The organism is Maricaulis maris, from assembly GCF_003634045.1.
Classification (GTDB): domain Bacteria; phylum Pseudomonadota; class Alphaproteobacteria; order Caulobacterales; family Maricaulaceae; genus Maricaulis; species Maricaulis maris.
In genome coordinates this window covers 201,704-216,416 of the sequence record NZ_RBIM01000001.1, presented here as the reverse complement: position 1 = coordinate 216,416, position 14,713 = coordinate 201,704, and the positions used below count along the sequence as shown (strand labels likewise).

Sequence of the window (14,713 nt, the reverse complement as noted above, 5' to 3'; positions counted from 1 at the left end):
CTGGGGAGATGGGAGCAACGGGCCGGCTCGACTTGTGACCGTCGGCGGCACACAAAGTCGTCCGGACCGTCAGGCCGGTACGTTCAGATGTCCGGACGGTCACGCCCGGACATGATCGCAGTGAGACAATCGGAAAATTCAGGCGGTGTCCGGCCGCGGCAATCCGTCAGGCCAGACTTCGGGTTCCCGACGCCAGGCACTGGGCGTCATGCCGGTGTGTTTGCGAAAAGCGGCATTGAAGGTTGACCGTGAATTGAAGCCGGTCGCGTGCGCGGTTTCCAGTATCCGGGCTCCGGCGGCGAGGCGCTGGCAGGCCTCACCGATGCGCCAGGCATTTACATAGTCGAAGAAATTTCGCCCCATCTGGTCGTTCAGGGTTTGCGAAATATAGTTCTCGGAGACCCGGATTTCGTCCGAGAGCTGGCGCAAGGACAGGGTTGAGTCGCGGTATAGCTTCCGCTCCTCCATGGCCGCAGCGACACGACCTGCGATCCGTTGCATGCGCGGCGCATCCAGTGCCGAGCGATGATATTTTCCGGTCGGCACCGATGGCGTCGCCGGCTCGACCGGCTTGTAGATCGCCGCCTGACGTACGCCAAAAAAGCCGAACGCAAAGACCCAGCCCAACTCCAGCACCGTTGCCGCGAGGCCCTGCCAGCCCGGCAGACTATTGTCGAAGCGCCACATCACCATCACTGCCCCCCATATCCAGGCCGCCGACAGGACAAACAGGACCACCCGCACCCAGCTCAGCGACTTGTCCTCGATATTGGCGAACAGGTTGCGCACCGAGCGGGTGTGAACGAGCAGGGCCCGGTACGCGATCACCAGGGAGACAAATGCGATAACGAGGAAGGTCGCCATCAAGACCAGGGGTACGGCAGCGGCCAGCTCGAGCCCGTCGGTTTCGCCGGCAAACAAGGCCAGTTTTCTGTCGGCTGGCAGGAAATAGAATGGCAGTGCGATCACATAGCCTGCGGGAACCGACCAGAAATAGCGGACAAGGCGTATCGGCGTCAGCGGTCGTCGCTGAGCCGCGGTCATGTCCCTCACATAAAGCAGGATGGCCGGGCCGATCACCACGGTGACCGGCCAGAACACCATCGCCAGATGCGGATAGGCGACATAGGCGCCGCCGAGCATCGCAAGCTCATCCAGTTCCGACACAGCGGTCGCAAGCAGGAAGATGGCGAGGCCGAGCGCACGCATGCGCGCATCGTGATCGCGACCGAGCAGCAACAGGCCGGCGAACAGCGCCGTCGCGGCTGTCATCCCGCCGGCCACCAGCTCCAGGAATTCGGACAGGGTCAGTTCCAACGGCAAAAACAGACCGGCCATCACATCCTCGCGTGTGCTTGTATTATCCCTCCCCTACCGGAAAGGCGGCGCCGTCACTACCCCGCCTCGGCCTCATTCGACGCTTCCAGCAGCTGCCGGTGCTAGCTGATCAGGCAGCGCTCATCGGACGCAAGTCGATAAGGTCGGTCTGCCTGACGACATCTTCATGATTGTTGCCGAAAGAAGAATGCGGTCGCACAGTGTTGCAATGCCGGCGCCCGGCACGGGGTCTCACGCGATTGCACACTCGGACTGGCGCCTTGAGACTGGGTTGTTGCGCACGAGACGCCATCGACGCGAGCCCGAGCAGTCAATCCCTGAAGGGCGTACTGATTTTGTCGGCGCCGGTCATTGACCGGTCGCCCATCAGGTCATCGCGGCATTTTCGACGGCGGTCCGCACGTCGTCGACGACCGACCGGATCAGCTTCTGTTCGCCCTCGGCCATGACACGAACGACCGGCTCGGTGCCCGACGCGCGCACAACGAGACGCCCCGCCTTTCCCATGCGTGTTTCGGCCTCGGCAATGGCCGCTTTCACCGCCTCCGCTTCCAGCGGCTTTTTGCCCTTCGACACGCGGACATTCTCGAGCAATTGCGGGGCCGGCTTGAACACGTTCAGCAATTCGCTAGCGCGCTTGCCGCTCTCGCCGAGCACGCGCAATACCTGCAATGCGGCGATCAGGCCGTCACCGGTCGGCGCGTAATCCGGCATCACGATATGGCCGGACGCTTCGCCGCCGAGATTGATCCCGGTTTCGCGCATGCGCTCGGACACATAGCGGTCACCAACCTGCGTCCGCTCAAGCGTAATGCCGCGTTTGGCGAGGTGTTGCTCCAGACCCAAATTGGACATCACTGTCGCGACGATGGCCGGGTGTTTGAGATCGCCTGTATCCTGCCAGTGCCCCGCCAGCAGCCCAAGTATCTGGTCGCCATCAATGACACGCCCCTTCTCGTCGCACAGCACCACACGATCACCATCGCCGTCGAGGGCGATGCCAAGATCGGCGCGAAACTTCACCACTTCCTTGGACAGACGGGCCGGCGCGGTAGAGCCGCACTCCTCATTGACGTTGAACCCGTTCGGCTCAACCCCGATCGGGATGACGTCGGCGCCGAGCTCCCACAGGACCGTGGGTGCGACCTTGTAACCGGCGCCGTTGGCGCAATCGACCACGAGGCGAAGATTGGACAGGCGCTGCGAGCGTGGGAAGGAGGATTTGACGATCTCGACATAACGCGCCTGGGCATCATCGACACGCTTGGCACGGCCGAGGTCGGACGGCGCGGCGAGCTCCTCCGACAGCGACCCGTCCATCAGGGCCTCGATCTCGAGCTCGGTCTTGTCGTCGAGCTTGCGTCCGTTGGGGCCGAAAAGTTTGATACCATTGTCGTGGTAGGGATTGTGTGACGCCGTGATCATGACGCCCAGATCGGCGCGCAGGGACCGCGTCATCAGGGCGACGGCCGGCGTCGGCAAAGGGCCGAACTGGAAGACATCCATCCCGACCGAGGTGAAACCGGCGACCAGCGCGCTCTCGATCATGTAGCCGGACAGGCGCGTATCCTTGCCGATCACCACCGAGTGGCGCCCGGTGTGCCGGACAAAATGCTTGCCCGCAGCCATGCCCAGACGCAGTGCTGTTTCCGCCGTCATGGGGAAGCTGTTCGTCAGACCGCGCACGCCGTCGGTGCCGAAATATTTCTTGCCCATGACTTGGTCCCCGAATGTCGTCCGGCGTCCTATATAAGACGTACCGCCTTATGCGAAGTGAATCGTTGTGCTGGACGCTACAATCCCGATACGCTAACCGACAAACCGCTTCGTCAAGGGGATGATAAATGAAGCCTATTCGCAAGGCCGTGCTTCCGGTGGCCGGCTTGGGGACGCGGGTATTGCCCGCCACCAAGACGATTCCGAAAGAAATGTTGCCGGTCTTCGACCGCCCCGCCATCCAGTATGTCGTGGATGAGGCACGCGCCGCCGGGATCGAGCACTTTGTTTTCGTCACCGGCCGCAACAAGGGCGCCATCGAGGACTATTTCGATACCGCGTTCGAGCTGGAAGCGACGCTGGAAGCCAAAAACAAGACTGACATCCTCAAAGAGGTCGCGTGCACGCGACCGATCCCCGGCTCAATGAGTTTTGTGCGGCAACAGGCCCCGCTGGGCCTGGGACACGCCATCTGGTGCGCGCGCGACATAATCGGTGACGAACCCTTCGCGATCCTGCTGCCGGACGTCCTGGTCCAGGCCGAACGCAGCTGTCTTGCCCAGATGGTTGATGCCTATCAGGAAACCGGCGGCAACATTATCGCCGTGGAAGCTGTTCCGGATAGCGAAGTCGACAAATACGGGGTGATCGACCCGGCGTCCCGCGACGGCAATCGCCTGCGTATGAACGGCATGGTCGAAAAGCCACCGCTCGGCACGGCGCCTTCCAATCTGGCGATTACCGGCCGCTATATCCTGCAGGGTGAAATTTTCCGCTTCTTGGCCGACCAGGCAGCCGGTGCCGGTGGTGAAATCCAATTGACCGACGCCATGGCCAGGCTGATGGATATCCAGGACTTTCACGCCGTCGAGTACGACGGACAGTCCTATGATTGCGGCAGCAAGCTGGGCTATCTGCGCGCCAGCCTGGCTTATGCGCTCAATGACAAAGTCATCGGCGAGCAGGCCAGGGCCGTCGCTCGGGATGTCCTTGATCGGCACAAATAGGACCGTCGTGCGCGCATATCCTCCGCTGGCGCCCCGACAAGGAAGCATTCAATTGCCGCAGAACACCTGCCGAGCGTGATCCGACGTCGCGATTTGGCGCGGCAGGTCACGTTTCTCAAGACGTTGTTCAGGCATTCCTGTCGGGACACATCCGGACTCGCCTTGAGACGGCTCGTTTCTCAACACCCCGTCTCAAGGCGGTAGCCTGGGTGGACAGGCTTGTGAAACTCGCACCTAGCCCGGCGGAGTGAAGTGTTCCGCGCTGAAGCTGTAAGCGGGGGCCGCAGCGGGCGACGTCGCCGGCGCCACGTCCAGCGAATAGCCGACATCGCTGCACACGCCCGGGGCTTCCGGCATCGTTCGGTTGAAGATCATCAGGGCGACCGAGTCATACGCAGTGGTGTCGACAACACCGCCACGCCCCAGCGGGATGACCTGGATTTCGCCGCCGTCATGGGCAAGGGCCAGCAATTCCAGCCCGTCATCGCCGCGCAGGGAAAACGCGTAAACCCCGTCCAGATCGACCACAATATAATTGGCGCCGAGCTGCTCCAGACCACCCTTCGACATCCAGCCGCGCTCACTGCTGAGCGTGTGCTGGATACGGACCGTGCTGTTGAACATCGGAGCCAGATCGTAAGCGAGGGCATAATTCTGGGTCCGCCAGCGGCTGATGACGTCCGGGATGGTCGTCCCGACCGGTTCCAGCGTCGCCGCCATCGTTTCGAACCCGTCCAGAGCGACGCTGTTCTCCCACATCGTGACGACAATACCGTCGCCATAGACGTCGGCCATCGACTGCAGCAAGGTCCATTGCGAGTAATCGAACCCGTCCTGGCTGGTGGTCCAGCACACTTCCGGTGCGTCGAAATCGGTCTCGACATAGTCGGTGGCATCCTGGTCGGCGCCGACCGTGGTCGTCTCGGTCCAGGAGGCGGTCGCCTCATAGAGCCAGTCCAGGCCTTCTTCGGAGTCGTAACCGAACTGGATCACATGGTTGAATTCATGCGTCGCCGTGGCGCGCATCAGGCTGTGCACCGACGCTTCCTTGCCCATGCCAACGAAATCATTGTCGATCACGAAGACGGTCCGCGCTGCCGAGGTCTCGCGGACATCGGCAGTATTGGCGTTGTCGAACACGATCTGCACCGGATAGGTCACGCCCATCGAGCCGTCGGCATCGGCGACATAGGCGGTATAACGACCATCATCATCACGTACCGGCTCGGCCCAGCCGATTTGCGTCACCTGGCTGTCGAGCATGGCCTGCAGGGCCTCGCCGACAGATTCGGCATATTCGGTGGAGGAGGCGTCGACGCCTTCCAGCGTATAGTGGACCCGGAAGTCGGGTGTTTCCAGTGTCAGCTCCGGACCGCTCAGCGTGACCCGGTTTTCCAGCAATTCCTGCAAGATATCGACCACCGAGGCCTCGACATGCGACAGTTCCAGCGTGAAATCGCCGGAACTCTCGCCGCTGCGATAACGACGCAGCTCGAGCGTATAAGTCGCGGGTTCCGGTGCCGTGAAGGCGATGGCGGAATGCAGCGAGCCGTCACCGCGATCATCATTGAGCGCCACCGGATTGCCATCCGCGCCGACCAGGCGCAGGACCGTGTCGAGATCGCCATTGGTCGCTTCGGCAATCGCCAGAATGGTCTCGCCGGCAGCGAGCTCCAGCGGATAGTCAAACTCGGTGTCGCGACCACCGATCGTGCCGCTGTATTCGGCAAAGGGCGTGCGCTCGATACTGTCGAAGTCGAACGGCACCTCGGCATGCGGATCGACGGCGATGGACAGGACGACATCGCCGAAACTCGCGCCTTCGAACGTGCCCAGCTCAACCGTGTAACGCCCCGCCTCCTGTGCCTGGAAGACCAGCTGGGAGTTCAGTGATCCATCACCGCGATCATCATTCTGGGCCGCGATCGTGGCGCTGGCGTCCAGCAGTGTGAGCGTGGTGTCGAGCGTCTCGGTGAGCGCATGGGTGGTGACCACCAGGATCTCGTCGGCCGCCAGATCGACCGGTCGGGTCTCGAGCGGGCGCTGGCGTTCGAGCGTGACAATGCTTTCGCTGATGATGCGCGCTTCGCTCGACAGGCCGAACTCGACGCCATCGGCAATGACCAGGTCGAAACTGCCCGTCGCACCGCCATAACCGGTGACCACGGCGGTATGGCGGCCGGACACTTGCGGGACATAGATGAGCTGCGAGGACAGGTCGCCGGGTTCGCGGTCATCATTCTCCGCCACCGTTCGCCCGTCCGGACCGAGCAGTTCGAGCATGGTGTCAAAACCACCGCTCGGCTGGGTCGACACAGTCACGGCCTGGCCGGCTTCCAGCTCGATTTCGATCGTCGCGCGCGGCGCCGCCTCGGTCACCTCGCCGGCGACAATCCGATCCTCGGCCGCCTGCGCAAACGCGCTTCCGGCCAGACACACAAACGCCCCCAGGGCATAACCAACACGCACAGACACCTCCCGCAGCCAGCCGCCGGATGAGTCCGGTGCAACTTCCCTGTCCCGCTTTAGCGGTATCCCGAGGCCACCACAAGCACGGCCCTGCCGCCGACCACCGCACTGGTTCAACGCAGCTTGTAGCGTTGCAGCTTGCCGGTCTGGGTTTTGGGCAGCGCATCGACGAAGACAATGGCGCGCGGATATTTGTAGGGCGCGATCTCGGCCTTCACATGCGCCTGCAGCGCCTGTTCGGTGACCGCCGCGACATCACAGCCGGGCTTGAGCACGACAAAGGCTTTGACGATCGTGCCACGCTCATCGTCCGGCGCCCCGATGACGGCGCATTCGGCGACGGCCTCATGGGTCAACAGCGCCTGCTCGACCTCCGGCGCGGCGATATTATAGCCGGACGCCACGATCAGATCGTCGGCGCGGGAGAAATACCAGAAGCGACCGTCCGTATCGCGGCGATAAAGATCACCGGTGACATTCCAGCCATTGCTGACATAGCCCGCCTGACGCGCATCATCGAGATAGAGACAGCCGGTCGGACCTCGTACGGCCAAGCGCCCGACTTCGCCGTCGGGCACATCGCGGCCTGCCTCATCAATCACACGTGCCTGATAACCCGGAACCGCGCGGCCAGTGGCGCCGGGATGAATATCCCCGCCGGATTCCGAGATGAAGATATGGATCAATTCGGTCGCGCCGATCCCGTCGATCAAGCGAATGCCGGAACAGGCAAAAAAGGCATCCGACGTCGCCTTGGGCAGATGCTCGCCGGCGGAAATCCCCTTGCGCAGCGAGGAGAGATCATGATCGGACCAGCTCGCCATCAGGGCGCGATAGCCCATCGGCGCGGTGAACAAAGTGGTGGCACGGAACCGTTCAATCGTCTCGCACAGGGCCTCAAAGCCCGGCCGCTCGGGCAAGGCGACGGCGAGACCGAAGCGGGCGGGAAAGACGACGAAGGCGCCGAGGCCGAAGGTGAAGGCGAAAGGCGGCGTGCCGGTGTAAATCTCGTCCGGTGCCGGTGCCAGCGTGTGGCGGGCAAAGGTGTCGGCCATGGCCAGGACGCTGGAATGGAAATGGGCGCAGGCCTTGGGCTGGCCTGTCGTGCCCGATGTGAAGGCCAGCAAGGCGACATCATCGCGGGCGGTGTCGACATTTTCAAAATGGGTCGGCATCGCCGCCAGCGCGGTCTCGAACGCACTGCCCGGCCCCCAGCCGGTGATCGAGGCCAACACCGGCTCGGCTTGTGCCGCCTCGCGGACCGGCTCGGCCAGCGCCTGGTCGCACAGGGCAAAGCCGACCTCGCCCTTGGCGATCACCTTGGCCAGCTCACCGGCGCGCAACATCGGCATGGTGGTCACAGCGACAGCGCCGACCTTCATCACCGCATACCAGGCGGCCATCAGATCGATCCCGTTGGGCCCGTGCAGCAGGACACGATTGCCAGGCACCACACCCAGCACCGTGACCAGGTAGTTGGCGATCCGGTTAGCCGCTGCGAGCAGCGCGGCATAGCTCAGCGAGCGGTCGCCACAATGGACCGCCATGCGCTCGCCCCAGCCCTTCGCGACGGCGCCGTCCAGCAGTTCGGCGCCGCAGTTGAGGCGGGCGGGATAGTCCAGACCGGCGAGGTCAAAACGGAAATCCGGCCATTGCTCGCGCGGTGGCAGGCGGTCACGGGTGAACGGGTCGAGATGACCGGTTGGCTGCATTGTCATCACGTCCTCCCCGACGCGGTTGACGATAATGTCGTGCGGACCTTGTGGTCCGTCTGTTCAGTCCGGCAGGACGGCGGTGGTCTCGATCTCGACCTTGGCCCGCGGCTCTACCAGCCCCTCGACGATGACGAAGGCCATCGCCGGGTAATTGCGTCCCATGCAGGATTTCCAGATCGCGCCGAGCTTTGGTCCGGCGGCGAGATAATCTTCGCGGTCAGTGAGATAGCCGGTCATGCGCACCACATGTTCCGGGCCGGCTCCGGCCTCGGCGAGCACGGTCAGCGTGTTGACCAGGACCTGGCGGAACTGGTCCGCGAAATCATCGGACACCACGGTCTCGGTCTCGTCCCAGCCGATCTGGCCGGCCACGAAAACCGTGCGTCCACGCGCGACAATCCCGTTGGAATAGCCCTTGGGCCGCGGCCAGCCGGGCGGTTGAAGAACAGCCATCATGCGGCCTCCCTGTAACCGAGCATGCGGGCCCGCAACGCCTCCGGTATCGAGACCGGCTTGTGGGCCGTCTGGTCGATGAAAACCAGGGTCGGACGGGCCACCATCCGGACCTCCTCACCGCAGCGGGCGGTCAGGGTCAGCCGGATCGATGCGCGTCCGAGATCGCGGACCACAAGTGAGAAAACCAGCGTGTCGTCGAGCCGGCTCGGCGCCTTGAACTCGGCTTCCATATGCGCCAGCGGCACGCCATGCGGCCCTTTCAGGATCATCGCATCGAAGCCGTAGCCGACGCCCTGTTCGAACCAGTCCTCGATGACCGCATTGATCATCTCGAAATAGCGCGGATAGAAGACGATGCCGGCCGGGTCGACATCGGCAAAGCGGATGCGGCGGGTAATGTCGAAACTCATGGCGCCGCCTCCGCCAGATGGGCGCGGGCGATCACCAGTTTCTGGACTTCCGAAGCGCCCTCATAGATCCGCAAGGCCCGGATCTCGCGATAGAGCGCTTCGGGCACGCTGCCCTTGGTGACACCCAGACCGCCGAAGATCTGCACCGCGGCATCAATCGCCTTTTGCGCCGCTTCGGTGGCAAAGAGCTTGGCCATCGCCGCCTCGCGTGTCACCCGCGCGGCGCCCATGTCCTTGGTCCAGGCAGCGCGATAGATCAGCAGCGCGGCGGCGTCGATATCGACCGCCATGTCAGCGAGCTGCGTCTGCACGCCTGGCAGGTCGGCAAGCGGGGCCCCGAAGAGCTTGCGGCCACGCGCCCGGCGTGTCGCCTCATCCAGCGCCCGGCGGGCAAAACCCAGGGCGGCAGCCCCGACGGTTGAACGGAAAACATCGAGCGTCGCCATCGCAATCCTGAAGCCCGCCCCGGCCTCGCCGATCCGGTTGCCCACCGGCACCCGGCAATTTTCGAACTGCAGGCGGGCCAGCGGGTGCGGGGCGATGGTTTCGATCCGCTCGGCGACGACCAGGCCCGGCGTCGCGGCTGGCACAATGATGGCACTCAGCCCACGCGCACCCCCAGCTTCACCGGTGCGGACGAAGACAACGTAATAGTCGGCAATGCCGCCATTAGAGATGAAGGTTTTCTCGCCGCTGATCACATATTGATCGCCATCCTGCGTCGCCGTGGTCGCGATCGCCGCGACGTCGGACCCGGCCTCCGGCTCGGTCAGGGCGAAGGCGGCGCACAGGGCGCCCTCGCCGGTCCCCGGCAGCCAGGTCTGCGCTTGTTCCGGCGTGCCAAACAGCGAAATCGCGCCCGATCCCAGCCCCTGCATGGCGAAGACGAAATCCGCCAGTCCGGAGCGATAGGCCAGGTGTTCGCGGATCAGGCAGAGCGAGCGCACATCCAAGGCCTCGCTGACACCGCCATGGGCGGCCGGCACGGCATTGCGGACAATCCCCGCCGCTCCGAGCGCGCCCCGGATCACCGCGCAATCGGCGTCGACATCGGCGTGCTCGGCAAAGCCGCTGTCACCGAACCGGTCCGCGGCCCAGTTCGTGACATCACGCGCCAGGGCGCGATGATGGTCCTCGAAGAAAGGCCAGGCGAGAAAGCTTGTATCGGCCATTCAATTGCCCTCGAAGATCGGCTTTTCGCGGGCGATGAAAGCCTTGTAGGCGCGCTCGAAATCGCGGGTCTGCATGCAGATCGCCTGAGCCTGGGCCTCTGCCTCGATGGCCGTGTGCAGGCTCATATCCCACTCGGTATTGAGTTGGTTCTTGGTCATCGCATTGGCGAAGTTGGGACCGGCGGCGACCCGGTCGGCCCATTCGCGGGCCGTGTCCATCAGCTTGTCCGCCTCGACCAGCGCATTGTAAAAGCCCCAGCGCTCGCCTTCCTCGGCTGACATGGATCGTCCGAAGAAGAGCAATTCGCTGGCCCGGCCCTGCCCGATGATGCGTGGCAGGATGGCGCAAGCCCCCATGTCACAGCCCGCCAGGCCGACACGATTGAACAGGAAGGCGGTCTTGGCGGCCGGTGTCGCGATCCGCAGGTCCGACGCCATCGCCATGATCGCGCCGGCACCGACGCAGATCCCGTCCACCGCCGCGATGACCGGTTGCGGACAATCGCGCATCGCCTTGACCAGATCGCCGGTCATGCGGGTGAAATCGAGCAGGCCCGCCATGTCCTTTTCGACCAGCGGACCGATGATCTCGTGGACATCACCGCCAGAACAGAAATTGCCACCGGCGCCCGTCACGATGACGGCCTGGACCGACTTTACATAGACGAGATCGCGGAACAGGTCGCGCAGCTCGGCATAGCTCTCGAAGGTCAGCGGGTTCTTGCGATCGGGCCGATTGAGCGTGATCGTCGCCACCCCGTCCGCGAAGAACCAGAGAAAATGCTCCGGCGCATAGGTATTGGGGTCCATCATCATCTATCCATCCTGTTCGGTACGTAGGCTGTGCATCAGGGTTTCGGTGTGGCTGCCAAGGGCCGCGGCGGTCTCGCCCGGCAGATCGGCCAGCAGCTCGGCCAGCCAGTCGGCATGGGCGCGGGCCATACGCGCGAAGGTCTGGCGCCCGGCATCGGTCAGCTCGACCCGGAAACTGCGCCGGTCCTGTGGCAGCGCCGCTCGGGTCGCCAGGCCGTCGGCGACCATGCGGCTGATCAGGCCGGTGACATTGCCATTGGTCACCAGCAAACGGTCTGACAGCTCACCCATCAACAAACCGTCCGGCGCCCGGTCGAGCGCTGAGAGCGCATCAAAGCGCGACAGGCTGACGCCGAATTCACGCTGGAAACGGCTGCGCAACTCTCGCTCGATCAGCGAGACCGGGCGATAGAGACGCAGCCACAGCTTGACCGCCGCGCGCGGGTCCGTCTCCGGATGCCGGGCGGTCGCGTCCATCTCAGATCGCCCCACCGGAGATGGTGATCGCCTGGCCGGAGACCGAGCCTGACAAGGGCGAACACAGCCAGGCGACGGCCTCGGCCACTTCTTCCGCCTGGATCAGCTTGCCTTGGGGATTGGTCTTGGCCAGTTCGGCGATGGCCTCATCGCGGCTGCGGCCGGTCTTGGCCATGATATTGGCGATCGCGTTCTCGACGATCTGCGTTTCGACATAGCCGGGGCAGACCGCATTGACCGTCAAACGCGTGCGGGCATATTCCAGCGACAGCGACTTGGTCAGCCCGACGACGGCATGCTTGGACGCGGTATAGGGGGCAACATAGGCACCGCCGCGCAAGCCGGCGATCGAGGCGATATTGATGATGCGGGCATAGTCGGCCGTCAGCATCGGCCCGATCACGGCCTGGCTGCACCGCACCAGTCCGTCGACATTGACCGCCTGGATTTTCTGCCAGTCGGCCATCGGCGTCTTGTGGAAGGCGGCGGCAGCAGCAATCCCGGCATTGTTGACCAGGATATCGATGGCGCCCGCGGCCGCGAAGGCCTCGGCAACGCTGTCCTCATCGGTTACATCACAGCGGATCGCGCGGGCACCGGCGATGGTCTTGGCCGCGTCCTCAAGCCGGTCTAGCTGGCGACCCATCAGGATGGTTTCGACGCCCATCTCCGCGAGGCGGCGGGCGCAAGCCAGTCCAATCCCGGTGCCGCCACCGGTCACAACGGCCGTGCGGCCCTTCAAGTCACTCATGCCCGAAACTCCGTCTGTTGGGCGCGCCGAAGATTGCGCGCGAGTTGGTCAAAACCGGCGAGATATTGCGGTGGCACATCGACGCCTTTCCAGGCGAGTTCGGCGGCCGCACGCAAAGTCCAGTTGGGATCAAGCAGGTGCGGACGCGCCAGCGCCACGAGGTCGGCCCGGCCCGCCGCCAGGATCGAATTCACGTGATCGGTCTCGTAGATATTGCCGACCGCCATGGTGGCACAGTCGAGCGAATTGCGGATCTGGTCGGAAAATGGAGTCTGGAACATGCGGCCATAGACCGGGCGCGCAGCCGGCGAGGTCTGGCCGGCTGAGACATCGATCAGATCGGCGCCCAGCTCCCGGAAAGCCCGCGCCACAGCGACACTGTCGTCGCCGTCAATGCCTTGGCCCGTTACCCAGTCGGTCGCCGACAGGCGCACCGCCATCGGCTTGTCGGCCGGCCAGACCGCCCGCATCGCTTCGAACACTTCCAGCGGATAGCGCAACCGGTTTTCCAGGCTGCCGCCGTATTCGTCGGTGCGCTGGTTCGAGAGCGGGGTGATGAAGCTCGACAGGAGATAGCCATGGGCACAATGCAGCTCGACCATGTCGAAACCGGCCTGGAGCGCGCGTTCGGTGGCCCGGACGAAATCCGCCTTGATGCGGATCATGTCATCGCGGTCCATCTCGACCGGCGTCTGGTTGTCCTGGTCCCAGGCGATCGCGGACGGGCCGTAAATCGGCCAATTGCCGGTATCGAGCGGCACGTCATAGCCTTCCCAACCGATCTTGGTGGAGCCTTTGCGGCCGGCATGGGAGAGCTGGATCGCCATCCGGGCGTGGCCGTTTTCGCGGGCAAAATCGGTGATTTTCCGCCAAGCGGCAACGTGGTCGTCCGTGTACAGGCCCGTGCATCCCGGCGTGATCCGCGCATCGGCGCTGACATTGGTCATCTCGGTATAAACGAGCCCGCCCCCGCCCATGCAGCGGGCGCCGTAATGGACCTGATGGAAAGCGCCCGGCATCCCGTCGGTCGCCGAATACATGCACATCGGCGAGACCACGACACGATTGTCCAGCCGCATGTCGCGCAGCGCGAAGGGCGCGAACATGGGCGGGCGCGGATCGACCTTGCGACCGCGGCCAGCAAACCAACTCTCGACACCGGCCAGCCAGTCCGGATCGCGCTCGCGCAGGTTTTCATGGCTGATGCGTTGTGAGCGGGTCAGCAGGGAATAGGCGAACTGTTTCGGCTCAAAACGCAGATAACGGTCGAGATTTTCGAACCATTCGGTGGAATTCCGGGCGGCGCTCTGGAGTTTGAGCACTTCGACCTTGCGCGCCTCCTGATAATCGACAAGCCCGTCGGCGATCGGCTTTTCAGTGCTGGTCAGTACGTCGGCCAGCATGATCGCATCCTCGAAGGCCAGCTTGGTACCGGATCCAATCGAGAAATGCGCCGTGTGCGCGGCATCGCCCAGCAGGACGATATTGTCGTGCACCCAAGTCTCGCACAGCACGCGCGGGAAGTTCAGCCAGGCCGAACCGCGCAGATGGCGCGCATTCGACATCAGGGCCTCGCCGTCCAGCCAGTCGGCGAACAGGGTCTCGCAGGCGCGGCAGGTCTCGTCCTGGTCCATCGCGCCGAAGCCGAGCGCCTCCCAGGTCTCCGGCGCACATTCAACGATGAAGGTCGAGGTCCGGTCATCGAACCGGTAGGCATGGGCCCAGATCCAGCCATGCGGGGTTTCGGTAAAGATGAAGGTGAAGGCATCGAACACGCGATGCGTACCGAGCCAGATGAATTTGTTGCGACGGGTCTCGATATCCGGCTTGAAACTGACGGCATGGGCGGTGCGGATTTTCGAGTTCAGCCCGTCCGAAGCGACGATCATGTCGGCATCGGCAAAGCGTGACAGGTCATCACCCGCCTCGCTCTCAAAATGCAGGCCGACCCCGAGTTCCCGCGCCCGGTCCTGCAGGAGGTTGAGGAGGTGTTTGCGACCGATGCCGCAAAAGCCATGACCGCCCGACGTCTCGACCGTGCCACGAAAATGCACGTCGATATCGTCCCAATGGGCCAGGCTTTCGGCGATGGTCCGGGCGCTGACCGGGTCATTGGCCGCGAGATTGTCCATCGTCTGGTCCGAGAACACCACGCCCCAGCCGAACGTGTCGCCGGGCCGGTTGCGCTCATGCACCACGATCTCGCAATCCGGGTCGCGCAGCTTCATCGAAATCGCGAAATACAGGCCCGCAGGTCCGCCGCCGACACAGGCTATTTTCATCGTGCGATCCCTCCCGGCGCGCGCGGTTACTTTAGAAGTAAAATATCTCGACATTCAAGCCCCCGGCAAAAACCCGGGAAGACGCCGTCTATGACCCCGACAATGCC

Annotated in this window: 12 protein-coding genes; 1 reads left to right on the top strand and 11 read right to left on the bottom strand. The window is 63.7% G+C overall.

What is annotated here, in order from left to right; translation table 11 throughout:
- Nucleotides 1–138: 138 nt before the first annotated feature.
- Both C7435_RS01040 and glmM read right to left on the bottom strand, forming a co-directional pair.
- Nucleotides 139–1,338: a helix-turn-helix transcriptional regulator gene (locus tag C7435_RS01040; RefSeq protein WP_075188679.1), complete on the bottom strand. Its 1,200-nt coding sequence runs from the start codon at nt 1,336–1,338 to the stop codon at nt 139–141.
- Between the two features lie 366 nt (nt 1,339–1,704).
- Entirely contained in the window at nt 1,705–3,054 is a 1,350-nt protein-coding gene (gene glmM / locus C7435_RS01035) for a phosphoglucosamine mutase (protein WP_121209694.1), read from the bottom strand.
- Between the two features lie 128 nt (nt 3,055–3,182).
- On the opposite strand from glmM, the gene galU reads away from it, so the two are divergent.
- On the top strand, nt 3,183–4,061 hold the full coding sequence (galU, locus tag C7435_RS01030; RefSeq protein WP_075188677.1) for a UTP--glucose-1-phosphate uridylyltransferase GalU: 879 nt from the start codon (nt 3,183–3,185) through the stop codon (nt 4,059–4,061).
- A gap of 234 nt (nt 4,062–4,295) precedes the next feature.
- On the opposite strand, the gene C7435_RS01025 is transcribed toward galU, so the two are convergent.
- The 9 genes from C7435_RS01025 to C7435_RS00985 form a co-directional block, all read right to left on the bottom strand.
- Nucleotides 4,296–6,530, bottom strand: a complete 2,235-nt coding sequence (locus C7435_RS01025) for a DUF2268 domain-containing putative Zn-dependent protease (protein ID WP_121209693.1) — start codon at nt 6,528–6,530, stop codon at nt 4,296–4,298.
- A 113-nt stretch (nt 6,531–6,643) separates the two neighbouring features.
- Nucleotides 6,644–8,248 carry an AMP-binding protein gene (locus C7435_RS01020; RefSeq protein WP_233350644.1) on the bottom strand — a complete coding sequence of 535 codons (1,605 nt, stop codon included), beginning with the start codon at nt 8,246–8,248 and terminating at the stop codon, nt 6,644–6,646.
- A gap of 57 nt (nt 8,249–8,305) precedes the next feature.
- Nucleotides 8,306–8,698 carry a RidA family protein gene (locus tag C7435_RS01015; protein WP_121209988.1) on the bottom strand — a complete coding sequence of 131 codons (393 nt, stop codon included), beginning with the start codon at nt 8,696–8,698 and terminating at the stop codon, nt 8,306–8,308.
- Nucleotides 8,698–9,111: an acyl-CoA thioesterase gene (locus tag C7435_RS01010; protein ID WP_121209692.1), complete on the bottom strand. Its 414-nt coding sequence runs from the start codon at nt 9,109–9,111 to the stop codon at nt 8,698–8,700. Before C7435_RS01010 ends, C7435_RS01015 begins: the two co-directional genes overlap by 1 nt.
- A complete protein-coding gene (locus C7435_RS01005) occupies nt 9,108–10,283 on the bottom strand; it encodes an acyl-CoA dehydrogenase family protein (protein ID WP_121209691.1) in 1,176 nt (391 codons plus the stop codon). Before C7435_RS01005 ends, C7435_RS01010 begins: the two co-directional genes overlap by 4 nt.
- Nucleotides 10,284–11,096: an enoyl-CoA hydratase family protein gene (locus tag C7435_RS01000; protein ID WP_121209987.1), complete on the bottom strand. Its 813-nt coding sequence runs from the start codon at nt 11,094–11,096 to the stop codon at nt 10,284–10,286.
- A 3-nt stretch (nt 11,097–11,099) separates the two neighbouring features.
- Entirely contained in the window at nt 11,100–11,573 is a 474-nt protein-coding gene (locus tag C7435_RS00995; RefSeq protein ID WP_121209690.1) for a MarR family winged helix-turn-helix transcriptional regulator, read from the bottom strand.
- Between the two features lies 1 nt (nt 11,574).
- Nucleotides 11,575–12,324, bottom strand: coding sequence for an SDR family NAD(P)-dependent oxidoreductase (locus tag C7435_RS00990; protein WP_121209689.1), 750 nt, complete (start codon nt 12,322–12,324; stop codon nt 11,575–11,577).
- Nucleotides 12,321–14,606, bottom strand: coding sequence for a bifunctional salicylyl-CoA 5-hydroxylase/oxidoreductase (locus tag C7435_RS00985; RefSeq protein WP_121209688.1), 2,286 nt, complete (start codon nt 14,604–14,606; stop codon nt 12,321–12,323). The genes C7435_RS00990 and C7435_RS00985 overlap by 4 nt, the downstream gene beginning before the upstream one ends.
- Nucleotides 14,607–14,713: the final 107 nt, after the last annotated feature.

Bases quoted from the DNA above. Each gene is read 5' to 3' on its own strand.
- C7435_RS01010 (WP_121209692.1), bottom strand. From the start codon at position 9,111: ATGAGTTTCGACATTACCCGCCGCATCCGCTTTGCCGATGTCGACCCG.
- C7435_RS00985 (WP_121209688.1), bottom strand. From the start codon at position 14,606: ATGAAAATAGCCTGTGTCGGCGGCGGACCTGCGGGCCTGTATTTCGCG.
- C7435_RS01020 (WP_233350644.1), bottom strand. From the start codon at position 8,248: ATGACAATGCAGCCAACCGGTCATCTCGACCCGTTCACCCGTGACCGC.
- C7435_RS01000 (WP_121209987.1), bottom strand. From the start codon at position 11,096: ATGATGGACCCCAATACCTATGCGCCGGAGCATTTTCTCTGGTTCTTC.
- C7435_RS01040 (WP_075188679.1), bottom strand. From the start codon at position 1,338: ATGGCCGGTCTGTTTTTGCCGTTGGAACTGACCCTGTCCGAATTCCTG.
- galU (WP_075188677.1), top strand. From the start codon at position 3,183: ATGAAGCCTATTCGCAAGGCCGTGCTTCCGGTGGCCGGCTTGGGGACG.
- C7435_RS01005 (WP_121209691.1), bottom strand. From the start codon at position 10,283: ATGGCCGATACAAGCTTTCTCGCCTGGCCTTTCTTCGAGGACCATCAT.
- C7435_RS00995 (WP_121209690.1), bottom strand. From the start codon at position 11,573: ATGGACGCGACCGCCCGGCATCCGGAGACGGACCCGCGCGCGGCGGTC.
- C7435_RS01015 (WP_121209988.1), bottom strand. From the start codon at position 8,698: ATGGCTGTTCTTCAACCGCCCGGCTGGCCGCGGCCCAAGGGCTATTCC.
- glmM (WP_121209694.1), bottom strand. From the start codon at position 3,054: ATGGGCAAGAAATATTTCGGCACCGACGGCGTGCGCGGTCTGACGAAC.
- C7435_RS00990 (WP_121209689.1), bottom strand. From the start codon at position 12,324: ATGAGTGACTTGAAGGGCCGCACGGCCGTTGTGACCGGTGGCGGCACC.